Origin of the sequence: Profundibacter sp. (assembly GCF_965277155.1) — a bacterium.
In the GTDB taxonomy this organism is placed as follows: domain Bacteria; phylum Pseudomonadota; class Alphaproteobacteria; order Rhodobacterales; family Rhodobacteraceae; genus Profundibacter.
This window is the reverse complement of the sequence record NZ_CBDIBV010000013.1, coordinates 155,093-177,500: the sequence shown is the minus strand read 5'-3', so window position 1 is coordinate 177,500 and position 22,408 is coordinate 155,093. Positions and strand designations below refer to the sequence as shown.

The following is a 22,408-nucleotide window of genomic DNA, read 5'->3' as shown; positions in this document are numbered from 1 at the left end:
AGGAAATCGCCACCCGCCGCAAGGCATTTCTGCGAAAATGGCGGCTGAAATGCAAGGCCGTCGCTGACAGCTTGGAAGAAGCAGGAGATAAGCTTTTCACCTTCACGCGTCTGCCACAAGGCCAGTGGAAATCGGCCAGAACGACAAATGCGATCGAACGCCTGAACGAGGAATTCCGCCGCCGCATCAAGACCCAGACCGTGCTGCCATGCGCCGAGACCGTGCCGATGCTGCTTTGGGCTCTGATGGCCTCGGGGCAGATCGTCATGCGAAAGGTCGATGGCTGGGAAACGCTCGCTCAGCCCGTCGCCGACGCAACCCTTGACCAAGCCGCCTGACCGGCGCATAACTCAACCCGCTCGGAGGTGCCTGAAATCAATTTCCACCACTTTCGAGACACAACCCAAAAACAAACCGATGCGCCCTGAATAGTTCCGGCGCGCCTGCCTGTATGTCTCTGTTTTTTATCCGCTTTCCGAACCATCCGGCCCGTCCCGCGCCCCCTTGGTGCATCGCTGCGCCGCCGGTGAAGTGGTATCTAGGCCCCCACGACCAGAGTCGCAACCCCTTTTTTGTAAAAAACAGAAGTTTTTTCAAAAATATCAGTTTCCTCAGGAAACAACGGTTATCGAGGGAAAACGCCCGAATAAGCCCCGCAGAAAACCGGTAAGAATTAGCACAATTCAATCCGGTTTTCGCAACTATCGGAAATACACAAGCAAATCAGCCGTCCGGGGTGCCGGAATCATAGAATCAACGCCCGTTTAACCCGCTCTTTTCAGAGTATTCCCCATGACCCGCTTTGGCCGGATTCGGATCCTGACCATCAGCAGCGCAATAATCCCCGCCAGATACACCAGTGGTTCTGTCTGCCACCCTTTCACCAGCCAGACATAATGCACCGCGCCTGCTAGGGCGGCTGCATAGGTCAGCCTGTGCAGTTTGTTCCAGGTCGCCGCCCCCAATCGCCGGATAGAAGCGTTGTTTGACGTCACCGCCAAGGGCAGCAGCAACAGGAACCCCGTCATGCCAATGGTGATATAGGGCCGTTTAACGATATCCATCCAGATATAAGCCCAGTCCAGCTGTGTATCGACCACCAGCCATGTCAACAAATGCACCGTCACATAGAAGAATGCCAAAAGCCCGACCGCCCGACGGAATTTAATCAGGTTCAGTCCCGCAAAACGGCGTAGCGGAGTGATCAGCAGACCGGCGACAATCAGTTGCAGCCCGATCAGGCCCAACTGCTGCTCGATCGCCTTCACAGGGTCCGCGCCCAACTGGTTTGTAAACCCCAGGGAACCTCTAAAAATCCCCCAAAATCCGGCCTGACGGGGTAGAATCGTCATCAGGATGAAAATGATTCGACCGACGGGGTTTTGTCATGGGTCAGATGGGATTTTTTGATCTTTCCAGCCGATACGCGGGACTGGACAAATCTGGTGATCCGCTGGTGTTGCTCAACGACATGGTGCCGTTCGAGGATTACCGGGACGAGCTGAAGGCCATATGGCGCACGCCGCCCGAACAGCGCAAATCCAACGCTGGCCGCCCGCCTTGGGATGAGGTGCTGATATTCAAGACGATGGTTTTGCAGCAGCTCTACAACCTCTCTGACGATCAGATCGAGTATCAGATCCGCGACCGCCTGTCGTTCATGCGGTTTCTCGGCCTTGGCATTGAAGACAGCGTACCTGACGCCAAGACCATCTGGGCCTACCGTGAAAGGCTGGCCGGGGCCGGGAAGATGAAGGAGCTGTTTGACAAGTTCGATGCCTTTCTGCGCGAAAAGGGCTATCTGGCGATGGGCGGGCAGATTGTTGATGCGAGCATCGTTCCGGCGCCGCGCCAGCACAACAAAAGGGACGAGAACGAGAAAATCAAGGCGGGCGAAACGCCTGAAGAGTGGGAGGAAAAACCCCACAAGAAGCGCCAGAAGGACGTGGATGCGCGCTGGACGAAGAAGCACGGCAAGAGCTATTACGGCTACAAGAACCACATCAATGTCGACCGGCGGCACAAATTCATCCGCGCTTATGATGTCACCGAAGAGGTGGTCGCGGAAATTCGGACCAGTTGTTAAGGTGGATCGACTTATGAGAAAGACGATTCAAAATGACGAAACGAAAGAACCATTCTCCCGAATTCAAAGCCCGCGTTGCGCTTGAAGCAATCCGCGAGGAAATGACGATGGCGGAGCTGTCGAAGAAGTATGGTGTGCATCCAACCCAGATTGGCACATGGAAACGAGCAGCGATTGAAAACATGGCCACGGCATTTTCCAGACGGGGCCGTGATCCTGATCGGGTTGATGAAGCCCAGATTGAGAAGCTGCACTCCAAGATTGGTCAGCTGGTCGTGGAACGGGATTTTTTAGCCAACGCCTCGCAACAGTTGCTCGGGAAGCGAGGCAAAAAATGGTGAGCCGTGAGCATGATCTGAGTGTGCGACGACAATGCGGGCTACTTTCTCTGGCGCGCTCGAACCTGTATTACCAGCCAAAAGGCGAAAGTGCTGAAAATTTGCGGTTCATGACAATAATCGACAAGCAATTCTTGCAGACGCCGTGGTATGGATCACGGCAAATGGCCCGGCACATGCAGCGCCAAGGTTACAAGTGTGGTCGCCACAGGGTCCGCCGTTTGATGCGGCTGATGCGGTTGGTTCCGATCTACCAGACGCCCAACACGAGCAAGAAACATCCGCAGCATAAGATCTACCCGTATCTGCTGCGAGACCTGACGATTGATCGTCCAAACCATGTGTGGTGCGTAGATATCACCTACATTCCGATGCAGCGCGGGTTCCTCTATTTGGTCGCGATCATGGACTGGCACAGCCGCAAGGTTTTGAGCTGGAGATTGTCAAACAGCATGGAGGCAGATTTTTGCGTTGAAGCCCTGAAAGAGGCTATGGCCAAATACGGCAAGCCCGATATCATGAACAGCGACCAGGGCAGCCAGTTCACCGGGTTTGAATGGACGCAGGCGCTGAAAGAAGCCGACGTGAAAATCTCGATGGATGGCAAAGGTCGCTGGGTCGATAACCGGATGATCGAGCGGCTTTGGCGATCCTTGAAATACGAATGCATTTACCTCAACGCATTTGAAACGGGTTCGCAGACCCGCGCCGGGATCGGGAAATGGTTGGCTTACTACAACACCGAGCGCCCGCATTCCACCCACGGAATATTGACCCCGGATGAAGCCTATGACAGAAAAACAAAACCAATGAGTTTGGCAGCCTAAATGAAACCCTGATCCATCTTAAACTGGCTGCTGACTGGTCAAAAAAGTGGGACCACCTCTCCGAAGCAATCAGGCGGGACAGGCGAAAAACCGTCCACCCCGCCGCGAAGAAGGCGAAAACGGGAATTTACAGAGGTTCCCCCCAGATAGTATAGCCAGATCACCGGCAGCGGCCCCACTATATAGAGGGGCCATGCCGGAACCCGTTTCAGGCCGGTGTTTATGCGCTGCGTGATGGTCATTCTAATGATTCTCTACCAGATCCATTCCGGCGTAAAGGCTGGCAACCTCTTCTTCATATCCGTTGAATTTCAGCGTCGGCTTGCGACGGGCAAACAGGCCGCCTCCGACAGGGCGTTCCGTGGCCTGTGACCAGCGCGGGTGGCTGACCTCGGGGTTCACGTTGCTATAGAAGCCGTATTCATCCGGCCCGATTTCATTCCATGTGGTTTTGGGCTGCTTGTCGGTCAGAGTGATCCGCACGATCGACTTGATAGATTTATAGCCGTATTTCCACGGCACCACCAAACGGATCGGCGCACCATTCTGTTTGGGCATCTCTTCCCCGTACAGGCCAGTTGCCAGAATGGTCAGCGGGTGCATTGCCTCGTCCAGCCGCAAACCTTCACGATAGGGCCAGTCCAGAAGTTGGCGTTTCTGGGCTGTCATTTCACTGGGCCGGTGCAGCGTTTCAAAGGCTACATATTTCGCGCCGGACTGAACCCCGACCCGTTCCAGAACCGTCTTTAACTCGAACCCGATCCAGGGGATCACCATCGACCATGTTTCCACACAGCGGTGCCGGTAAATCCGCTCTTCCATATTGACTACCTTCAGAATGGCCCCCAGATCGTATTTTCCCGGCCGGTCCACCAGCCCGTCAATCCTGATCGCCCAAGGGTCCACCGTCAGCGCGTCGGCATAACTGGACGGATCCGATTTGCCGGTGCCAAATTCATAGAAGTTGTTGTATGTGGTGATGTCCTCGAAACTGCTTGGCTTCATATCTGTTGAATACCGGCTTTTGGCGGCATCGATTTTGGCCAGTGCCGGACCTGCAATGGACCCGAATGCAGCAGCCCCGGCCCCGGCAATCAACTGGCGCCGATTCACAAAGGTTTCATGCGGTGTGATGTCCGAGTATTTCAGATCGGTTTTAAAGCGATATACCATTTTCAGCCTTTATCCTTGGTTTCCTACAGCATCACCTATGTTGTCGCCGCGCCAAAGCCAAAACAACTTGGCTCACGATTTTGTTTGGTTTTTGTAACGTGGAAAAATTTCGTCCATCGGCTTGCTTGTGCCATCCGCCTGCACGATCCGAACATGCTTGCGCCGCATCTGGCGCGGTTCGGGCACGCCAACCGAATGGGCAATGGTTTCCACCTCTTTGGTCAGGCATTTGGCGTAATGGGCGACCTTTGCGTATTTATCTTCGACCACCAGCCCTTTTTGCAGGCTGGGGTCATGGGTGGTGATGCCGGTGGGGCAGGTATTGCGGTTACATTTCAGCGCCTGAATGCAGCCCAGACTGAACATGAACCCGCGCGCCGAGGTGATGAAATCCGCCCCTGCGCACAGTGCCCAGGCCACATCACCGGGATTGACCAGCTTGCCGCTGGCCACAATGCGGATCCGATCCTTCAATCCGAATTCATCGCGCAGGTTCACCACCAGAGGCAATGCTTCGCGGATCGGCATGCCGACCAGATCAATCAGGGGCATCGGGGCGGCGCCCGTTCCGCCCTCGCCACCGTCAATGGTGATGAAATCCGGCGCTTCCTGCTCGCGGTCCCTGATCAGGGCGAACAGTTCCCGAAACGGGCCAAGCGAGCCGACAACGGTCTTGAACCCCACCGGCTTGCCCGTCACCTCGCGCACATGTGCGACCATATCCAGCAGGTCACCGAAATCATCCACCCCGTCATGCCGGTTGGGTGACAGGCTGGCTTTGCCCGCCTCGATCCCGCGTATGGCGGCGATTTCCTCGGTCACTTTTTCGGCAGGCAGTATCCCGCCCTTGCCGGGTTTGGCCCCTTGCGCCAGCTTGATCTCGAACATCTTCACCTGATCATGCCCCGCGATTTCGCGCAGCTTGTCATCACACAGGTTGCCGTCCTGATCCCGCACCCCGTAGCGCGCCGTGCCGATCTGGAACACCACATCACAGCCGCCGGCCAGATGATAGGGCGACAACCCGCCCTCGCCGGTATTCATCCAGACGCCTGCCTCGGCGGCACCCTTACTAAGGGATTCGACTGCGGGGGCGGATAAAGCGCCAAAGCTCATCCCGGAAATATTGACAATTGACTTGGCCACATACGGGGCACGCGCTGTCGGGCCGATCTGCATCGGGTCGGTTTTGGCGAACTGGTCCTCAAGCGGCGGAAAGGCGGCGTTTACGAAAATCGGCGTGCCGATCACCGACAGATTGCGGGTCGAGCCAAAGGCCACCGTATTTCCGCGCCCGTCTGCCGCTCCTTCAACCCATTCCCGCTGGGCGCGGTTAAACGGCATTTCCTCGCGGTCCATCGCAAAGAAATACTGGCGGAAAAACTCGCCAAGCTGGCTGAACACCCCGCGAAACCGCCCGATCACCGGATAGTTCCGCCGCACCGCATCGCCTTTTTGCAACCGGTCAATCACGAACAACACCAAAGCCAGCAGCACCAGCAGACCGGTAATAAACACAAACAGCAACGCCAAATACTGCATCGCATAACCGGCCCAACCCATGAAATTCATATTCATATCCTTTTATATATTTTTGACATCCGCGCCGCGATGGCTAAAGTCCCCTCCAAAATGCGCAAAATCCCCCGTCATAGGCAAGTCACCTTTTCGCGGGGTATACATGAACAGGAAGGATACCTATGTTTCACCGTCTGATTGCCCCCCTGCTTGCCATCCTTGTCGTTGCCCCCTTGTGGGCGGGCGAGGCAGTCACCTATACCTCGCCCGACGATTTTGACGATACCGTGTTTTCGGTTGAAAACGCCATCCTTGACGCGGGTCTGGTGATTGATCTGACCAGCCATACCGGCGACATGCTGGAACGCACCCGCCCTGTGACCGGCTCGGATGTGGTGCTGTTTGAACATGCCGACATCTTCAGCTTCTGTTCGGCCACCGTGTCGCGCAAGGTGATGGAGGCGGACATCATGAATATCGTCCACTGCCCCTACCGGATTTTCGTGATGCAACAGGCCGGGACGGATCAGGTGATCGTCGGCTTCAAATCCATGCCCGAAGGCGTGATGAAAGAGGTTGAAGCCCTGCTGGACGGTATCGTCAAGGACGCACTGGGGTTATAAAAGGCTTTATGCCCGCGGCGCGGATATTTATAGAACAAAGATATGGATACCCCCCCGCCCCTGACCATCGACTTTACATCCGGCGCCATCGCCCATCGTCTGCGGTATGGCGGTGGGCGCGGGCAGGCGTTGCCACGGGCCGTGGGGATGAAGGGGGGCAAAACGCCTGATGTGGTGGATGCCACCGCTGGCCTTGGACGTGATGCGTTTTTGCTGGCGTCTCTGGGGGCGCAGGTGACGATGATCGAACGCTCGGACCAGATGCACGCGCTTTTGGCGGATGCCTTGGCGCGGGCGGCGGATAGCGATGTGGGTCTGATCATCGCCCGCATGACCCTGCTGCATGGCGATGCCAAACACCTGCTGCCCGATCTTGCCCCCGAAGTGATACTGGTCGACCCGATGCACCCTGCCCGCAACAAATCGGCATTGGTCAAAAAGGAAATGCGCCTGATCCGCGAAATCGTCGGGGTGGACGCGGACGCCCCCGCCCTGATGCAAGTCGCGCTGGCTTCTGCCCACAACCGCGTAGTGCTGAAATGGCCACAAAAAGCGGATTTGATGGAAGGGCTGCCCAAGCCATCGCACCAGATCACAGGGAAATCGACGCGGTATGATGTGTTTATGGTTGGGTGAGGCCCTGTTATCCCCGCACAAGCGGGGACCTCTCGAAACAAATACTTCCCTTGGAACGTTTCCCGTTCAGGTCGGGGATGACATATTAACAACGCCGGCGTCCCCGCGAACCATTTAATGCATTATGATCGAGAGGGGTAACTTTAACCACAATCACCCAGCTGATCTTGCAATACCCAACCGACCTGACCTTCGCCCCAAAATGCATCTGGGTCGGGGGAATAGGCTACCTTCAGCCAAACACCCTGAATACTATCATCCCCGCTCATAGCCGAGACATTCCAGCCCACTGGTACCCGCACTATCACAGGCGATAATGCATCTGGATTTTCATAGAGTTCGATAAACCCTTCAGACAGTGGCAAGACATCACAGCCGAAAGTGGCCTGCGCCGATGTTGCCGTTAATATAGACAGGGTGGTTGCCCCAATAAGATGCAATACAAATTTCATGGCTTTGGACCTTTTTATCTACTAAAGACCTCTGCATAACATCGGGATTCCCCCGGGTTGGCCGTTTTGGTAAGCTAGCCGGGAAATCTCTGGGGTGAATAGATGGACCTTTTCCTGCACGAAGCGGCGGCACGGATCGGCGCGGATGACGTTCTGTCGAAGATCGACGCGCTGATGGATTGGAACTCGTTTTTGCCGATCCTGCGGCGCGGTCTGGGGCGCTCGGGGATCGGGCCTCAGGGCTATGATCCGCTGGTTCTGTTCAAGTGTCTTCTGGTTGGCCAGTGGCACGGGCTGAGCGACCCGAAGCTGGAGCGGGCCTTGAAGGTGCGGCTGGATTTCATGCTGTTCTGCGGGCTCGATCTGCACGCGTCGGTGCCGGATGAGACGACCCACTGCCGGTTCCGCAATGCGCTGGTCCGGGGTGGCGTTTACGATGAGCTGCTGGCCGAGGTCTGCCGCCAGATCGAGGCGCATGGGCTGAAGCTGAAAGAGGCTGAGGCGGCGATCATTGATGCGACCCTGATCGCGGCGGCGGCGCGCCCGCGCACCCATATCGACGCCCCGCAGGACCGGGCAGAGGACCGGGCAGAGGACGGGGCAAGGGAAGGGACGCCGGATGATCCGCCCGAGGTCTCACCCGACGGGGCACAGCTGCATTTCAGCGCCGACCCTGATGCCCGCTGGGTCAAGAAGGGCCGCAAGAGCACGCTCGGCTACAAGGGCTTTGCCCGCTGCGACGAAGAGGGCTTTATCGACAAGGTGCACACCACGCCCGCCAATGCCGCCGAAAGCCCCGAATTCGCCACCATGATCGCGGGCGCAAAGGCGCAGCGGGTGCTGGCCGACAAGGCCTATGCGAGCAAGGCCAACCGCCAGATGCTGCGCGGCAAATACCGCGACGGCATCCTGCGCAAGGCAGCGCGCGGCCGCCCCCTGCGGCAATCGGAGAAACGCTTCAACCGGCTGATTTCGAAACGCCGCTTCCGCATCGAGCAGACTTTCGGCACGATGAAACGCCTCTTCGGCCTGCAGCGGGCGAGATATTTCGGGCGCGCCAGGGTGCATGCCCAGATGGTCATGGCCGCCATCGCGCAAAACCTGCTCAAGGCCGCAAACAGGATCACCCTCAACCCGCAAACCCCCGCAATCGCATAGCCCCAAACCCCGCCACCCGTCTGTCCGCCGGACCCGCAGGGGCGCAAGGTGGGCGGCCGAAATCTTGCTTCAACCGAAAGCCATGGCCTCATGCAGAGGTCTTTACTATATACAAAAACGCCCCGCGTCACCACGGGGCGCTTCCATCTTTCTAACCGGTCGGATTAGCTGATCACCAATCCGTCCTCGTTCGCCGTCACCTTGACAGTCGAGCCATCCAGGATCTCGCCCGCCAACAGCTTTTCGGCCAGCGGATCCTGCAGATAGTGCTGGATCACCCGCTTCAGCGGCCGCGCGCCATAGACAGGGTCGTATCCTTTGTCGCCCAGCCACTTCTTGGCCTCTTCGTCCACCTCCAGCGTGATCTTGCGAACAGCCAGACGTTTGGCCAGCAAGCCGATCTGGATATCAACGATCGCGGTCATATCCTCGCGTTTCAGGCGATCAAAGATCACGATCTCGTCCAGACGGTTCAGGAATTCGGGGCGGAAGTGCGCGCGCACCGCCTCCATCACCTGTTCCTTGGCTTCCGAGGCATCCGAGCCTTCGGGAAGTTGGCTTAGCGCCTGTGATCCAAGGTTCGACGTCAGAATGATCAGCGTCTGCTTGAAGTCCACCGTGCGGCCCTGACCATCGGTCAGCACCCCGTCGTCCAGAACCTGCAACAGCACGTTAAAGACATCCGGGTGCGCCTTTTCGACCTCGTCAAACAGGATCACCTGATAGGGCTTGCGCCGCACCGCTTCGGTCAGAACACCGCCTTCGTCATAACCGACATAGCCCGGAGGGGCACCGATCAGACGCGAGACCGAGTGTTTCTCCATGAACTCGGACATATCAATGCGCACCATCGCGTGTTCATCGTCGAACAGGTATTCGGCCAGCGCCTTGGTCAGCTCGGTTTTACCAACGCCGGTTGGTCCAAGGAACAGGAAGCTGCCCAGCGGCCGGTTCGGATCATTCAATCCGGCACGCGCCCGACGGACCGCGTTGGCAACTGCGGTCACAGCCTGTTTCTGGCCGATCACCCGTTTGCCGATCTCTTCTTCCATCTTCAGCAGCTTGTCACGCTCGCCTTCCAGCATCTTGGAGGTCGGGATACCCGTCCAGCGCTCGACCACTTGCGCAATCTGCTCGGGGCGCACGGCCTCTTCGACCATCAGGTCGCTGCCTTTGGTTTCCGCCCCCTTCAGCTTGGATTCCAGCTCGGGGATGATGGAATAGGACAACTCGCCAGCGCGGGCCAGATCACCTTCGCGTTTTGCAATTTCCAATGCGGCGCGTGCCTGCTCCAGTTGCTCTTTCATCTCGCGAACCGAGGCCAGTTTATGACGCTCTGCCTGCCATTTCGCAGTCATCTCGTCCGAACGCTCCATCAGCTCGGCCAGCTCTTTTTCCAGCTTTTCCAGACGGTCCTTGCTGGCGGCGTCATCCTCTTTTTTCAGGGCTTCGGCCTCGATCTGTTTTTGCATGATCTCGCGGTCCAGCGCGTCCAGTTCTTCGGGCTTGCTGTCCACTTCCATGCGCAGGCGCGATGCGGCCTCGTCCATCAGGTCGATCGCCTTGTCCGGCAGGAACCGGTCGGTGATATAGCGATGGCTTAGGGTCGCTGCGGCCACAAGGGCAGCATCGGAAATCCGCACCCCGTGGTGCAGTTCGTATTTTTCCTTGATGCCCCGCAGGATCGAGATTGTATCCTCGACCGTTGGTTCCTCGACCATCACCGGCTGGAACCGCCGCGCAAGAGCTGCGTCTTTTTCGACGTGCTTGCGGTATTCGTCCAGCGTGGTGGCCCCAACGCAGTGCAATTCGCCCCGTGCCAATGCAGGTTTCAGCAGGTTGGACGCATCCATTGCGCCATCGCCCTTGCCAGCCCCGATCAGCGTGTGCATCTCGTCGATGAACAAAATGATCTCGCCAGCAGCAGCCGTGACCTCGCTCAAAACAGCCTTCAGCCGCTCCTCGAATTCGCCACGGTATTTGGCACCGGCAATCAGCGCACCCATGTCCAGCGACAGCAGTTTTTTGTCCAGCAGGCTTTCCGGCACATCACCATTAACAATACGCAAGGCAAGGCCTTCGACAATCGCGGTTTTACCCACACCCGGCTCACCGATCAGCACCGGATTGTTTTTGGTGCGGCGGCTTAAAACCTGCATCGTGCGGCGAATTTCTTCGTCCCGCCCGATGATCGGGTCGATCTTGCCCTCGGCAGCACGTTCGGTCAGGTCGATCGCGTATTTCTTTAGCGCATCATAGCCTTCTTCGGCACTGGCTGTATCGGCCGTGCGTCCTTTGCGAATGTCGTTGATTGCCTCGTTTAGCTTTTGGGCGGAAACGGCACCGGCTTCCAGCGCGTCCTTGGCCTTGGATTTCACCATCGCCAAAGCCATCAGAATCCGTTCAACCGGAACAAAACTGTCACCCGCTTTCTTGGCAACCTTCTGGGCTTCATCCAGCACTTTGGCAGTCTGGCTGTCCAGATACACCTGTCCGGTGTCCCCTGTGACCTTGGGCAATTTATCCAAAGCGGCATCCACCGCTTCGACCACCCGTTCGGGCGCGCCGCCAGCGGCACGGATCAGGTTGCTTGCCAGCCCCTGATCATCGTCCATCAATGCTTTTAGCAGATGTTCCGGCGCAAGTTTCTGATGATCCTCGCGCATTGCAATCGTTTGGGCCGCCTGAATAAAACCGCGCGACCGTTCGGTGAACTTTTCCATGTCCATCCGTATTCTCCTTTTCTAAAGCGTCCGAAAAATTTGACCGCCCTGTATCGGCACAGTCATGGTCGGACCTTAACTTCGATGTGGCCATTGGATTGGCCGGTTTCAAGGCCTCTAATGCCAGAATTTTGCCACAATCTATCCTAGAAATGACATTTTCTACATACCCTAAAAGGCATGTTTCCCCCTATGTCTTGTTTTCCTAAATATTGGGTGTCGAAATAACGAGTGAGTCGAGTAAATGAACATCGTTGAAACCCGTGTACAGGATATTCGCCCCGCCCCCGAAGGGCATCGGATGTTGGGTAGTGTGACTTTTTTCATCAGCGGTGGGTTGGGCGCACGCTGCGATATCGTAAATTACGATTGCAGCTGCGCCATCCCCATCGGGGAAAATTCCACAAAACGTATGACGCTGATCAAACTGGGCCTGAAAAACGATGCGATGCGACAGGCACGACGGATGCCTGAAATCCGTTCCGGTCAGGAAACACTGGAAATGCTGACCCCGAGCGAACAAAGCGCAGCTTGACAGTCAGCCACGTGCAGGCCACCTAGGGCGCGAACCTTTGATAATCAGGATCGCGTCATGCAAAACACCACCGACCGCTTAATCGTTGCCCTTGATGTGCCGGACGCCCTTGCCGGGCTGAAACTGGCGGATGATCTGGGCGACGATGTTTCCTTTTACAAAATTGGTTTGGGGATGCTGACCGGCGGCGGGCTGGCACTGGCCAACGAATTGAAACAGGAACGCGGCAAGCGGATTTTTCTGGACATGAAACTGTTCGACATCGGCGCGACCGTTGAAAACGCGGTGCGAGGGCTGGCGCAGTTCGATCTGGATTTCCTGACCGTGCATGGCGACCCCCATGTTGTGAAAGCCGCAAAAGAGGGGGCGGCAGGCAAGGATATGAAAATACTTGCCGTCACCATCCTAACCTCGCTGGACCGGGGTGATCTGGATGATTGCTGTATCAAATCGGGTGATGTGCAATCGCTGGTGCTGGAACGCGCGGCCAAGGCACTGGAGGCCGGCGCCGACGGTGTGATTGCCTCGCCACAAGAGGCCGCCTTGATCCGCGCCCTGCCCCAGTCCGGCGGCAAGCTGATCGTCACCCCCGGTGTGCGTCCTACAGGTAGCGCTTTGGGCGACCAGAAACGCGTTGCAACACCGGTGCAGGCCATTAGTGACGGGGCGGATCATATCGTTGTAGGTCGCCCGATCTGGCAGGCCAAAGACCCGCGCGGTATGGCCCAGATGATACAGGGCCAGCTTGCCGGACTCTAATCCACTGATCACTTAACAGACCCCTGTTTGCCCATTTTGGGCAACAAACCTGCAAATGTGATATGTCTTTGTGCGATTTTCGCAGCAAAGGAGCAGAGCCACATGCAAACAGGCAAAGATCAGGAAAAAGAAAACCAGCTGGTTCAATCCTTTTTGTTCGTGCGGCAGGCGATTGGCCTGTTGGGGTTGGCCCTGCCCGTAGTTTTGCTGGGATCAACACTGTTCGGGGTCAAAAAGCAGACATCCATCAGCGGGTTTTACTATACCCAGATGGGGGATGTGCTGGTGGGCACCATGTGTGCCATCGGGGTGTTTCTGCTCAGCTACAAGGGCTATCGCAACAGACCGGGTGAAAGGTTGTCCGACAAGATCACCGCACGGATCGCCGGAGTCAGCGCAATCGGCATTGCCCTGTTTCCTGTGGGGCTGGAAAATGACTGCGGGGTTTGCAATGACACCGGTTTTACCTTTCACCCATCCCTGATCCACTATGTTTTTGCCGGCATATTCTTTGCCAGCCTCGCGGTGTTCAGCATCGCTCTGTTCACCCGTTGCGACAGGACGGAACACGGAAAAATCGTCTGGACCCGCCGCAACCGGTTTTATGTAGGCTACGGGATCGTGATCATTATGGCGATCATCGCCTTGGTGATCTATTTCCTGCAACCGGACAAACAGGCCAGCCGTGATAGATACAACTACCTGTTTTTGTGGGAATCCATTGGCGTATTCGCCTTTGCCGCCTCGTGGCTGGCAAAAGGCCGAGCCCTGCAGGGTCTCGGCCAATTGTTTAGCAAGCTACGCAGATAATCAGTCGTTGATATCGACATCCTTGCTGTATGTTTTCACCTTCTCGCGGTTAACGCCGAATACCACACGCAATGCTAACCATGATACCAGCGAGACAACGGCGAAAAACACCAGTGTATAAGGCAAGGTTGCCGAGAAAAACGCCACGCCGTCCCCGAAATACAGAAATCCGCCGGTGACAAAGGCGCCGATGGCAAAGCCCAACAGGATAAACGTCGGGGCCAGCACTTCCATAATTCCCAGAATCAGCCCTCCGGCCATCCAAAGCCACCATGTTGTCCACATTATGATCTTCCTTTCAGCATTTTGAAGGCATCGCCAAAGGCGTCCACAATATTGCTTGGCATCATAATGGTCTGTTTGCCGGCACCCTTGCCGATCTCCATCATTGCCTCGACCTGTTTCAGGGCAACCTGATATTGCGCCGATTCAATACCGTGCTCCTGAATCGCTTTGGCCACCACTTCGGTTGCATAGGCCTCTGCATCCGCAGAAATGCGCCGCGCTTTGGCTTTTTGCTCGGCAGCATATAGTTCGGCATCGGCATTCAACTCGACCGATCGCTTGGTGCCTTCGGCCTCGGTGACCTGCGCACGGCGCGCGCGTTCGGCGTTCAACTGCTGCAACATCGCCTCGCGGGTGGCGCTATCCAGATTTACATCCAGAATTTCAGCGCGGGTCACCTCGATGCCCCAGTCATCCACCGCATCGGCCACCTGATGTTTGATCTTGGCAATCAGTTGCTGGCGGTTGGATTGCACTTCGTCCAGCTCCATCTCACCAATGCCCGAGCGCACAATCCCCGCAACCGTGGTCGAAATAGCGCCGTCCACATCGCGGATCCGATAAACGGTTTTTTCAGGCTCAAGAATACGGTAAAAAACGCTGGTCTCAACCTGCACCAACACGTTGTCACTGGTGATCGCATCCTGTGAATGGATTGGCAACTGGCGCTCAAGCACCGAAACCTTGTGGCGCACGCGGTCCAGAAACGGCACGATCACATTGATCCCCGGACCCAGCACTGTGCGCAAACGGCCAAACCGTTCCACCACATATTTTTCCGATTGCGGCACAATCCGCACCGCTTTGAACAACGCAATAATAATCAGCGCCGCCAGTACCAGCAGCACAATATTGCCGCCCAGTATTTGATTGAAAAGCTGTTCTATATCCAATGATCCGCCCTTTCTATTCATGATGTAAATCCTTTTAGTCCCTCTATCCTATATGGGGTAAGACTGCCAAAAGAAAAGGGAAACTGCGCCAAAATCGTATTTTTCGGGTGCTCTGCAAAACGGCCATATGCAAGCCATACGCAAATCATATAGTCTGCAAACAGTGTATTTTTCCCTTTGACCGGACCCGTTCCATGCCCGCCCTTTGCCGCGATTGCCTGATCCAGTTTGACAGTGGTTCCCGCTGTCCGGATTGCCACAGCCCGCGGGTTCTGGAACACCCCGAACTGTTCAGCCTGTCGATTGCGCATATGGATTGCGATGCCTTCTATGCTTCGGTCGAAAAACGCGACAATCCCGAATTGCGCGATAAACCCGTGATCATCGGTTCCCGCCATCCGCGCAGCGTGGTGTCCACCGCCTGCTATATCGCCCGCATCAAAGGCGTGCGTTCCGCCATGCCGATGTTTCAGGCGCTGAAACTCTGCCCCGATGCCGTGGTTGTGCCCGGTCGGATGGAGGTTTACGCCCAAGCCTCGCGCGATATCCGCAAACTGATGGACGAGCTGACACCATCCATCGAACCCCTGTCACTGGACGAGGCGTTTCTTGACATGACCGGCACTGCCAAACTGCACCACGCCCCCCCTGCCGTGATGCTGGCACGGTTGGTCAAACGGATGGAGGATGAATTGGGCCTGTCCGGCTCTATTGGCTTGTCCCACAACAAATTTCTGGCCAAGGTGGCATCCGATCTGGACAAACCGCGCGGTTTTTCGGTGATTGGCAAAGCCGAGACCGAAAGCTTTCTGCGGGGCAAACCCGTGCGGATGATCTGGGGGGTGGGAAAGGCAATGCAGGCCTCACTTGAAAGCGCCGGTATCCGCACATTTGACGATCTTCTACGCTGGGATCGCAAGGAGTTGGGTGCGCGGTTCGGATCAATGGGGGATCGGTTGTGGCATCTGGCGCGGGGACAGGATGTGCGCCGCGTATCGGCCCATGCGCCGGTGAAAAGCATTTCCAAGGAAACCACTTTTTCCACTGATACATCGGATAAAAAGGTGCTGGACGGCCATATTTTCCGGCTATCCGAACAGGTGGCTGACCGCGCCAAAGCCAAAGGGCAGGCCGGCCGCATCGTTACCCTGAAACTGAAACGCGCCAACCACACACAGCTAAGCCGCCGCACCAGCCTGTATGACCCAACCCAGATGGCCGACCGCATCTACCGCACCGCCCGTGATCTGATGGTTGGCGTGGGGGACGAAGGCCCCTACCGCCTGATTGGGGTCGGCATTAGTGATCTGTTCCCAGCCGACACTGCCGATCTGGCGGTTGACTTGCTGGATCCGGACGCAGCCAAACGCGCGGCCGCAGAACGCGCCACCGATAGGATCCGGCAGAAATTCGGACGCGATGCGATCAAAAAGGGCCGTGCCTTGCGCCCGAAATAGTTCAAGTTTTAATCGCCACGTGAATTTTCACCCCCTGTTAAGCCACCGTAACTAATGATTCTGACAAATGGCCCGGATTTCTCCGGTTACGTGCAAACCCATAGAGAACAGGATTCATACGATGCCCGACAACAATCTGATCAAACAAATCAATGATGCAATCGGCGCCCATGGCAGTTGGAAAATCAAACTGCGCACCGCAATCAACAAGGGGCAAAGCACCCAGAGTGTCGAGGATGTTCGCTGTGATGATAAATGTGCGTTCGGGAAATGGTTACATGGATCGGAAATTGACCCACAAACCCGAACAGGCGTTCCCTACAGCGTTATCAAACGGCTTCATGCAGAATTTCATATCTGTGCCGCCGATGTTCTGAAACGGGCGACCAGCGGGGATACATCAGGCGCTGTTGAACTTCTGGAAGGGGATTTCTCGGCCAAGTCGGAAAAACTGGTGCGCGGATTGCGAAAATGGAAAAACGAATCTGCTGTTGCGTAAAGGTTATTCCGCTGCCAATGGTTGTTCACGCCGCCCTATTTCCGATATTTCACTGGCAATTGAAGTGATCAGCTTTTGAAAGTTTCGGAAATTGGCATTTGGCCGGACCAGTTTTTCGTTCATATATAAAGAGCGGTCAATCTCGACCTGCACAGCATGCCGGTTCAGGGACGGGCGGCCATAGTGTTGCGCGACATAGGCGCCTGCAAATGGCATATTGCGCACAACAGTCAGACCGGCGCCAACAAATGCTGCCTCGATCCGGTCGACAATATCACCGTTTGCAGCGGCCCCATACCGGTCCCCCAAAACAACTTCGGCCTTTGGCCCGCTGCGCCGGTTGATACTGTCTATGGCCTCGTGCGGCATCGAGTGACAATCAATCAGCACCGCCTGACCAAACATTCTGCAATTTTCCGCAACTACCCCTTCAAGCACATCATGGTAAGGTTGCCAATATTGCGTAAGGCGCAGATCCGCCTCGTGTTTTGACAGTTTCCCACGATAGATTTGCCGCCCGCGGGACACCACCCTCGGGATCACCCCCAACCCTGATGCCACACGCGGATTAAGACCCGATCGCGGCACACTGTCTATCACCGCCGGATCCAGTTCGTCGCGGCTTCGGTTCAAATCTACAAAGGCGCGCGGTGCACGCGCGGACAAAAGCGGCGCCCCAAAGGTTGGCACATCCGCAAACAACAGATCGACAAAGGCATCTTCCGATGACCGTATCGCCAATTCATCCAGCACCGATTTTCGCAAGAATGCCCAAGGATAGCTGCGCCCGCTATGTGGCGAAGCAAATATCACACTTGTCGTGCGATTTTCCGGCAGTTCCAGTTGATATGTGGCCTTTGACATTCGGTTGTGTCTCGAAAGTGGTGGAAATTGATTTCAGGCACCTCCGAGCGGGTTGAGTTATGCGCCGGTCAGGCGGCTTGGTCAAGGGTTGCGTCGGCGACGGGCTGAGCGAGCGTTTCCCAGCCATCGACCTTTCGCATGACGATCTGCCCCGAGGCCATCAGAGCCCAAAGCAGCATCGGCACGGTCTCGGCGCATGGCAGCACGGTCTGGGTCTTGATGCGGCGGCGGAATTCCTCGTTCAGGCGTTCGATCGCATTTGTCGTTCTGGCCGATTTCCACTGGCCTTGTGGCAGACGCGTGAAGGTGAAAAGCTTATCTCCTGCTTCTTCCAAGCTGTCAGCGACGGCCTTGCATTTCAGCCGCCATTTTCGCAGAAATGCCTTGCGGCGGGTGGCGATTTCCTCGGGTGTTTTGGCGTAGATCATGTCGCGGTAATCTTCTGTCAACTCATCATGCATACGCTTGGGTGCCTTGGCCAGAAGGTTGCGGTGCTTGTGCACCGTGCACCTCTGGATCGGCAGATCTTCACCCCAGAGGGCAATGAGAGCGACCTCAAGTCCCGGTGCCCCGTCCACGATGACAAATTCGGGCCGTTTCAACCCGCGCGCATCCAGATCGTTGATGAACTGACGCCAGGCGGAGGTGCTTTCGCCGCCCATGTTCATCAGTGATAACAAGACCTTCTGCCCATCCCGGCGCACGCCAATCGCGGCCAGAACCGAGATATTGGTGGCCTTCCTGTCAATCCGCGTTTTGATCACGGTGCCGTCCAGGATCAGCCGCACGATGTCTTCATCCGCAAGGCTGCGGGCGCACCACGCCTGCCAGTCCACCTTCACCTTGCGCCAGGCGCGGCTCACCACATCCTTGCTGACCGCCCCCTGAAACAGGCCGAACAGGGCGCGTTTTACCCGCCGTGTGTTGGTGCCCGAAAGGTAGACAGCAGCGATCAGCGCCTCGGCCTTCTTCGTCAGCCGCTGGTAGCGGGGCAATGCCTTCGAGCGCCATTCTCTGGCCTTGCCGGCCTCGCCTGTGATCCGCGCACGCGGCACGCGCACCGTTTCGGTTCCAAATGTTCCGACCAGTTGCCGCTCGCGATGCCCGTGGCGGTATCCGGCCTTTGCCCCGCCGCTGCGGCCATACCGGCAACGGCCCAGAAACTGCTCCAGCTCCTCTTCGAAAACCGCCTCGATCGTCGCGCGGATGTTCTGGCGCAGCCGGTCTTCAATCGGGTCATAGCCTGCTTCATTGGCCAGTAGCGCGGATGTCGATGTTGCTGTATTCTTTGTCATGGCGTGATCTCCTTGGCGGTTCCAGCCGCCGGTTGGGTGGCTTCGATGCACCCGGAGATTACGCCGTCCTCGAATTTCCACCAAACTCGCGACACTACCTGACATTCCCTCTCCTGACACAACCTTTATAAACGGTTTCTTGTGTTTATCAAAAGCCCTTGATCAATCCTTCGACTCCTTTTATAGACCAGCAGACCGACGCGGTTCTGCCGCGTCCTATTCTTTTGGGACGTCAGGAATTGGTTGGCCATATGGGCGCTTAGCTCAGCGGTAGAGCACTTCGTTGACATCGAAGGGGTCACTGGTTCGATCCCAGTAGTGCCCACCATATGCCCCATAAGCCGGGGATCGGAATTGAAACAATGGCGCCGCTGCGCCGCGATATGAGGATGAGGTTATGAAAATTCGCAACTCTTTGCGTTCGCTCAAAGGCCGCCATCGCGATTGCCGCATTGTGCGTCGCAAAGGCCGTGTTTATGTGATCAACAAAACAAACCCACGGTTCAAAGCCCGTCAGGGCTAAGCCATTCAGGTTTAACAAAAAAGGCCGCCGGGCATTTGCTCTGGCGGCCTTTTTTGTGTCCGGTTGCGTCAGCGCGCCGCCAGCAATCGCACGATGGTTTTCTGCGTAACATATCCCGTCACCGGAATTTTCCGTGTCCGCTGGAATTTACGTACAGCGCGGCGGGTTTTGTCATCAAATCTCCCGTCAATCCGCCCCGGTTTCAAGCCCAGCTCTTGCAGTTTTTGCTCCACCAGTAATCGCACAATGCCGTTGCCGGCCACCCGTGCCTCTTCTGCCTTGGCGCGGCGTATCAATTCGGCGTTTTGCGTATCCCCCTGTAATTCGGCCAGTTTTTCCTTGGCATCTGCTGCAAATACCCCGCGCGGATAGTCCCGCAGATACCGTTTATAGGCTCCGACTGTTCCCTCGGCCCGCACATCATCCCAATAATCCCGCTCGGCGGCGGCTGCCTCGGCGCGGCGTTCGTCGTCATACCGCTCTAATCGTTGATGCGCGATGTCGGAATACAGCCCGTCAGGGTACCGCTTCAGATAGGCCCGCAAACCGTCCTCGGTTCCGTCCCGACCGGTGCGCCGCCAGTAACTTGCATCCAGCCGGTCCTGCTCCTCTTGGCGTTTGCGTGCTTCTTCCTCCAACTCGCGCGACCGGACATCCGCAGCGGCCTGCAGGGCGGAAATCTGGTTGCCCGTCAGATAGCCATAACCGTCAATCCCGCGTGATTTTTGCCAAGCGCCAATCGCCGCTCGCGATCCGCGCCCGAACAAGCCGTCAATCCCGTGCGGATTAAAGCCCAGAATGGACAGGTTTCGCTGAATTTGTCGCCGCTGTTCGCGTGTCAGTTTCAGATTTGCCTCGTCTGCTTTGGCCTGCAATTCAGGCTGGGCGCGCAGATCGCTTATTTCCCGACGCACATCCCCGGCATAACGCCCGTTCGGATAGCGGTTGAGGTAGCTTTCAAGTGCCGACACTGTGCCAATTTCCCGCACTGCTTCCAGATACAGATACTCGGCATCCTGTGGCTGATCAGGAATGGTCCCTTCTGCCGGAATAAAGGGAATCCGTTTGGCAACGAACCCTTCCACCGTTACCCCGCGCGGTGCCTGCTCCAGTGTGTTCGCAACGGAATTCCCGGGTTTCAGCAAATCGCCGGAAAGAAGTTGTAGCAGTCCGCCCATCGGCCCTTTGACAAGCGTCACCCCTTGCGGAATCTCCAGATCACCCATTCCCGCCTTCAGACCCGAACCGGCCTTTGTGCTATCACTCTGGCCAACCATAACAATTGCACCGCCCGGCTTTTGTCCCGCAGCATCCAGAATAGCCCCGACAGACACGCCCATTTGCCCGACTGTAAATGCATTCGGATTACGGGCGTCACTGGCCAAAAGCCAGCCGTCACGGTCATTTGATACAAAATGTCCACCCAGCAGAACCACCACACGATCGGCCTGATCAATGGCTGCATAGAATTTCGAGGCCAGTGTTATCTGTTCAGAACTGTCCAGATCTTCGCCGGCAAATACACGAAACCCCGCACGCTTCAGGGCCTGCACGCCGTCTTGTGTGAAATAGAACCCCCGTATCGCAGGTTGGTCCTGATAGTCGCGGTTGCCGATCACCAGTGCCACATCTTTGGCCAGAACGGGCATCGCCAAAATGCCCAAAGCGCCCGCAAGCGCCACCTGTTTAAGTTTCAACATCATGGCGCGTGCTCCTTCTATCGCTGTGGGATCAATCGTAACTTCGTTGATCTTCGATCACTAAACCATCGTTTGGCAAGCTACCTTTGGCAACCAGCACAATTTTGCCCTTCAGTTTTAGCGTATCAGCCATTGATATCCGATAACGGTCCGGATCCGTGGCGTCTGTTTCGACCATAACGGTCATCGCATCCATTTCGCCCTCGCGGGTGGCGATGACACGGGCGCGGCTGATTTCATCATGTTTAGCTACGAAATCGGCCACTTGTTCAGGGCGCACGAACATGCCCTTTATCTTGGTTGTCTGGTCGGCACGGCCCATCCAGCCCTTGATCCGCATATTCGTTCGGCCACAAGGGCTTACCCCTTCCATTACCGCAGACAAATCGCCAGTGGCAAAGCGGATCAACGGGTAATCGGGGTTCAGGGTGGTGACCACAACTTCGCCCACTTCGCCCGGTGCGACGGGGTTACCTGTGCCCGGTGTAACGATCTCGACAATCACGCCCTCATCCACGATCATGCCTTCCTGTGCTTGCGATTCATAGGCGATGTTACCCAGATCGGCCGTCGCATAATTCTGCAAACACAGTATCCCGCGGTCGGCATATTCCTGCCGCAGCGAGGGGAAGAGCGCCCCGCCACCAACCGCCGCCCGCGAGATTTTCAGCGGCAGGCCCATGCCCTCCGCCTTGTCCAGAATCACTTTCAGATAGTCCGGCGTACCGGCATAGGCCGTCACGCCCACGTCATGCGCCGCGCGGGCCTGTAGTTCGGTTTGCCCTGTTCCGGCGGGCAATACGGCGGCATTAACCGCCCGCGCCCCTGATTCAAATATCATACCGGCGGGGGTCAGGTGATAACCAAAGCAGTTCTGGATGATGTCGCCTTTGCCAATGCCTGCCGCGTGCAGGAAACGGCCGATGCGCCACCAATCGCCGGAAATACGGCCGGGTTCATAGATTGGCCCGGGGGACTGGTGGATATGTTCAAATCCGTCCGCCGAAACCGTGGTGAACCCGCCAAATGGGGCGTTGGCTGCCTGCGCCGAAACCAGTTCGGATTTACGGATAACAGGCAGCGCGGCCAGATCGGCAACCGAAGCAATCGACGCCGGGTCAACATCACCCAACAGGGCGGCAATGCCGGATGCCGTTTTGGCGCGGGCAATCTGTTGCGGCAATGCCTTGGCCAGATCAGCGGCGCGCTGATCATCTGACCGCGTTTCCAACGCGTCAAAAAACTGCATATCCT

Annotated in this window: 23 protein-coding genes and 1 tRNA gene (1 of these 24 only partly in view); 13 read left to right on the top strand and 11 right to left on the bottom strand. The window is 56.7% G+C overall.

Translation table 11 applies throughout. From position 1 onward, the window contains the following. A protein-coding gene (locus tag ACQY4M_RS16085) for an IS256 family transposase (protein ID WP_428539582.1) crosses the window boundary here: on the top strand, positions 1 to 338 show its end. The gene continues 889 nt to the left of window position 1, outside the view; only the last 338 of its 1,227 coding nucleotides appear in the window; its start codon lies off the left edge, out of view; its stop codon occupies positions 336 to 338. A gap of 426 nt (positions 339 to 764) precedes the next feature. On the opposite strand, the gene msrQ is transcribed toward ACQY4M_RS16085, so the two are convergent. Beyond that, positions 765 to 1,352, bottom strand: coding sequence for a protein-methionine-sulfoxide reductase heme-binding subunit MsrQ (msrQ, locus tag ACQY4M_RS16080; RefSeq protein WP_428546158.1), 588 nt, complete (start codon positions 1,350 to 1,352; stop codon positions 765 to 767). A gap of 35 nt (positions 1,353 to 1,387) precedes the next feature. Here msrQ and ACQY4M_RS16075 point away from each other — a divergent pair, with 35 nt between their 5' ends. Together ACQY4M_RS16075 and ACQY4M_RS16070 are read left to right on the top strand one after the other, a co-directional pair. After that, positions 1,388 to 2,086, top strand: a complete 699-nt coding sequence (locus ACQY4M_RS16075; RefSeq protein ID WP_428546155.1) for an IS5 family transposase — start codon at positions 1,388 to 1,390, stop codon at positions 2,084 to 2,086. A gap of 32 nt (positions 2,087 to 2,118) precedes the next feature. Then, positions 2,119 to 3,251 (top strand): IS3 family transposase gene (locus tag ACQY4M_RS16070; RefSeq protein WP_428539245.1). Its coding sequence is split into 2 segments (ribosomal slippage): positions 2,119 to 2,371 and positions 2,371 to 3,251, totalling 1,134 coding nucleotides; the frame shifts between segments, so codons are not numbered across the junction. 243 nt (positions 3,252 to 3,494) lie between these two features. Here ACQY4M_RS16070 and msrP read toward each other — a convergent pair. Both msrP and ACQY4M_RS16060 read right to left on the bottom strand, forming a co-directional pair. Beyond that, positions 3,495 to 4,424, bottom strand: a complete 930-nt coding sequence (gene msrP, locus ACQY4M_RS16065; RefSeq protein ID WP_428546152.1) for a protein-methionine-sulfoxide reductase catalytic subunit MsrP — start codon at positions 4,422 to 4,424, stop codon at positions 3,495 to 3,497. A gap of 72 nt (positions 4,425 to 4,496) precedes the next feature. Beyond that, positions 4,497 to 5,987: an FMN-binding glutamate synthase family protein gene (locus ACQY4M_RS16060; RefSeq protein ID WP_428548217.1), complete on the bottom strand. Its 1,491-nt coding sequence runs from the start codon at positions 5,985 to 5,987 to the stop codon at positions 4,497 to 4,499. 137 nt (positions 5,988 to 6,124) lie between these two features. On the opposite strand from ACQY4M_RS16060, the gene ACQY4M_RS16055 reads away from it, so the two are divergent. Both ACQY4M_RS16055 and ACQY4M_RS16050 read left to right on the top strand, forming a co-directional pair. Then, positions 6,125 to 6,565, top strand: a complete 441-nt coding sequence (locus ACQY4M_RS16055) for a DUF302 domain-containing protein (protein ID WP_428546149.1) — start codon at positions 6,125 to 6,127, stop codon at positions 6,563 to 6,565. Between the two features lie 42 nt (positions 6,566 to 6,607). Continuing rightward, positions 6,608 to 7,201, top strand: coding sequence for a class I SAM-dependent methyltransferase (locus ACQY4M_RS16050; protein WP_428546146.1), 594 nt, complete (start codon positions 6,608 to 6,610; stop codon positions 7,199 to 7,201). A 143-nt stretch (positions 7,202 to 7,344) separates the two neighbouring features. Here ACQY4M_RS16050 and ACQY4M_RS16045 read toward each other — a convergent pair whose 3' ends face one another. Next, positions 7,345 to 7,653, bottom strand: a complete 309-nt coding sequence (locus tag ACQY4M_RS16045; RefSeq protein WP_428546143.1) for a hypothetical protein — start codon at positions 7,651 to 7,653, stop codon at positions 7,345 to 7,347. Between the two features lie 102 nt (positions 7,654 to 7,755). On the opposite strand from ACQY4M_RS16045, the gene ACQY4M_RS16040 reads away from it, so the two are divergent. After that, entirely contained in the window at positions 7,756 to 8,811 is a 1,056-nt protein-coding gene (locus ACQY4M_RS16040; protein WP_428542130.1) for an IS5 family transposase, read from the top strand. A 164-nt stretch (positions 8,812 to 8,975) separates the two neighbouring features. Here ACQY4M_RS16040 and clpB read toward each other — a convergent pair whose 3' ends face one another. Then, on the bottom strand, positions 8,976 to 11,540 hold the full coding sequence (clpB, locus tag ACQY4M_RS16035; RefSeq protein ID WP_428546140.1) for an ATP-dependent chaperone ClpB: 2,565 nt from the start codon (positions 11,538 to 11,540) through the stop codon (positions 8,976 to 8,978). Between the two features lie 238 nt (positions 11,541 to 11,778). On the opposite strand from clpB, the gene ACQY4M_RS16030 reads away from it, so the two are divergent. Genes ACQY4M_RS16030 through ACQY4M_RS16020 form a run of 3 tightly spaced genes read left to right on the top strand, consistent with a single transcriptional unit; the run spans position 11,779 to position 13,638 of the window. Further along, positions 11,779 to 12,069, top strand: a complete 291-nt coding sequence (locus ACQY4M_RS16030) for a hypothetical protein (protein WP_428546137.1) — start codon at positions 11,779 to 11,781, stop codon at positions 12,067 to 12,069. A 57-nt stretch (positions 12,070 to 12,126) separates the two neighbouring features. Next, positions 12,127 to 12,828, top strand: coding sequence for an orotidine-5'-phosphate decarboxylase (gene pyrF, locus ACQY4M_RS16025; RefSeq protein WP_428546134.1), 702 nt, complete (start codon positions 12,127 to 12,129; stop codon positions 12,826 to 12,828). A 27-nt stretch (positions 12,829 to 12,855) separates the two neighbouring features. Next, positions 12,856 to 13,638, top strand: a complete 783-nt coding sequence (locus ACQY4M_RS16020) for a DUF998 domain-containing protein (RefSeq protein WP_428546131.1) — start codon at positions 12,856 to 12,858, stop codon at positions 13,636 to 13,638. Here ACQY4M_RS16020 and ACQY4M_RS16015 read toward each other — a convergent pair whose 3' ends face one another. Then, positions 13,639 to 13,899 (bottom strand): NfeD family protein, encoded by a 261-nt coding sequence (locus tag ACQY4M_RS16015; RefSeq protein WP_428546128.1) that lies wholly within the window; start codon positions 13,897 to 13,899, stop codon positions 13,639 to 13,641. 23 nt (positions 13,900 to 13,922) lie between these two features. Continuing rightward, on the bottom strand, positions 13,923 to 14,837 hold the full coding sequence (locus tag ACQY4M_RS16010) for an SPFH domain-containing protein (protein ID WP_428546125.1): 915 nt from the start codon (positions 14,835 to 14,837) through the stop codon (positions 13,923 to 13,925). Between the two features lie 173 nt (positions 14,838 to 15,010). On the opposite strand from ACQY4M_RS16010, the gene ACQY4M_RS16005 reads away from it, so the two are divergent. Continuing rightward, the gene (locus tag ACQY4M_RS16005) at positions 15,011 to 16,273 is read left to right on the top strand and encodes a DNA polymerase IV (RefSeq protein WP_428546122.1); all 1,263 of its coding nucleotides are present in this window, start codon (positions 15,011 to 15,013) and stop codon (positions 16,271 to 16,273) included. Positions 16,274 to 16,394: 121 nt separating this feature from the next. Continuing rightward, positions 16,395 to 16,772, top strand: a complete 378-nt coding sequence (locus ACQY4M_RS16000) for a CZB domain-containing protein (RefSeq protein WP_428546119.1) — start codon at positions 16,395 to 16,397, stop codon at positions 16,770 to 16,772. 3 nt (positions 16,773 to 16,775) lie between these two features. Here the strand turns inward: ACQY4M_RS16000 and ACQY4M_RS15995 are convergent, their stop codons facing one another. Beyond that, positions 16,776 to 17,636 carry an N-formylglutamate amidohydrolase gene (locus ACQY4M_RS15995; RefSeq protein WP_428546116.1) on the bottom strand — a complete coding sequence of 287 codons (861 nt, stop codon included), beginning with the start codon at positions 17,634 to 17,636 and terminating at the stop codon, positions 16,776 to 16,778. 68 nt (positions 17,637 to 17,704) lie between these two features. Beyond that, the gene (locus tag ACQY4M_RS15990; protein WP_428539582.1) at positions 17,705 to 18,931 is read right to left on the bottom strand and encodes an IS256 family transposase; all 1,227 of its coding nucleotides are present in this window, start codon (positions 18,929 to 18,931) and stop codon (positions 17,705 to 17,707) included. 253 nt (positions 18,932 to 19,184) lie between these two features. Between ACQY4M_RS15990 and ACQY4M_RS15985 the strand changes: the two genes are divergently transcribed. Together ACQY4M_RS15985 and ykgO are read left to right on the top strand one after the other, a co-directional pair. Next, a tRNA-Val gene (locus ACQY4M_RS15985) sits at positions 19,185 to 19,259 on the top strand. A gap of 69 nt (positions 19,260 to 19,328) precedes the next feature. Continuing rightward, on the top strand, positions 19,329 to 19,454 hold the full coding sequence (gene ykgO, locus ACQY4M_RS15980) for a type B 50S ribosomal protein L36 (protein ID WP_118941536.1): 126 nt from the start codon (positions 19,329 to 19,331) through the stop codon (positions 19,452 to 19,454). Between the two features lie 68 nt (positions 19,455 to 19,522). On the opposite strand, the gene ACQY4M_RS15975 is transcribed toward ykgO, so the two are convergent. Continuing rightward, a complete protein-coding gene (locus ACQY4M_RS15975; protein WP_428546112.1) occupies positions 19,523 to 21,157 on the bottom strand; it encodes a peptidoglycan-binding protein in 1,635 nt (544 codons plus the stop codon). Positions 21,158 to 21,185: 28 nt separating this feature from the next. Beyond that, positions 21,186 to 22,403, bottom strand: coding sequence for a phenylacetate--CoA ligase family protein (locus ACQY4M_RS15970; RefSeq protein WP_428546109.1), 1,218 nt, complete (start codon positions 22,401 to 22,403; stop codon positions 21,186 to 21,188). Positions 22,404 to 22,408: the final 5 nt, after the last annotated feature.

Coding starts and splice junctions, on each gene's coding strand:
- msrQ (WP_428546158.1), bottom strand. CDS start 1,352: ATGACGATTCTACCCCGTCAGGCCGGATTTTGGGGGATTTTTAGAGGT.
- ACQY4M_RS16075 (WP_428546155.1), top strand. CDS start 1,388: ATGGGTCAGATGGGATTTTTTGATCTTTCCAGCCGATACGCGGGACTG.
- msrP (WP_428546152.1), bottom strand. CDS start 4,424: ATGGTATATCGCTTTAAAACCGATCTGAAATACTCGGACATCACACCG.
- ACQY4M_RS16060 (WP_428548217.1), bottom strand. CDS start 5,987: ATGGGTTGGGCCGGTTATGCGATGCAGTATTTGGCGTTGCTGTTTGTG.
- ACQY4M_RS16055 (WP_428546149.1), top strand. CDS start 6,125: ATGTTTCACCGTCTGATTGCCCCCCTGCTTGCCATCCTTGTCGTTGCC.
- ACQY4M_RS16050 (WP_428546146.1), top strand. CDS start 6,608: ATGGATACCCCCCCGCCCCTGACCATCGACTTTACATCCGGCGCCATC.
- ACQY4M_RS16045 (WP_428546143.1), bottom strand. CDS start 7,653: ATGAAATTTGTATTGCATCTTATTGGGGCAACCACCCTGTCTATATTA.
- ACQY4M_RS16040 (WP_428542130.1), top strand. CDS start 7,756: ATGGACCTTTTCCTGCACGAAGCGGCGGCACGGATCGGCGCGGATGAC.
- clpB (WP_428546140.1), bottom strand. CDS start 11,540: ATGGACATGGAAAAGTTCACCGAACGGTCGCGCGGTTTTATTCAGGCG.
- ACQY4M_RS16030 (WP_428546137.1), top strand. CDS start 11,779: ATGAACATCGTTGAAACCCGTGTACAGGATATTCGCCCCGCCCCCGAA.
- pyrF (WP_428546134.1), top strand. CDS start 12,127: ATGCAAAACACCACCGACCGCTTAATCGTTGCCCTTGATGTGCCGGAC.
- ACQY4M_RS16015 (WP_428546128.1), bottom strand. CDS start 13,899: ATGGCCGGAGGGCTGATTCTGGGAATTATGGAAGTGCTGGCCCCGACG.
- ACQY4M_RS16010 (WP_428546125.1), bottom strand. CDS start 14,837: ATGAATAGAAAGGGCGGATCATTGGATATAGAACAGCTTTTCAATCAA.
- ACQY4M_RS16005 (WP_428546122.1), top strand. CDS start 15,011: ATGCCCGCCCTTTGCCGCGATTGCCTGATCCAGTTTGACAGTGGTTCC.
- ACQY4M_RS16000 (WP_428546119.1), top strand. CDS start 16,395: ATGCCCGACAACAATCTGATCAAACAAATCAATGATGCAATCGGCGCC.
- ACQY4M_RS15995 (WP_428546116.1), bottom strand. CDS start 17,636: ATGTCAAAGGCCACATATCAACTGGAACTGCCGGAAAATCGCACGACA.
- ACQY4M_RS15990 (WP_428539582.1), bottom strand. CDS start 18,931: ATGACAAAGAATACAGCAACATCGACATCCGCGCTACTGGCCAATGAA.
- ykgO (WP_118941536.1), top strand. CDS start 19,329: ATGAAAATTCGCAACTCTTTGCGTTCGCTCAAAGGCCGCCATCGCGAT.
- ACQY4M_RS15975 (WP_428546112.1), bottom strand. CDS start 21,157: ATGATGTTGAAACTTAAACAGGTGGCGCTTGCGGGCGCTTTGGGCATT.
- ACQY4M_RS15970 (WP_428546109.1), bottom strand. CDS start 22,403: ATGCAGTTTTTTGACGCGTTGGAAACGCGGTCAGATGATCAGCGCGCC.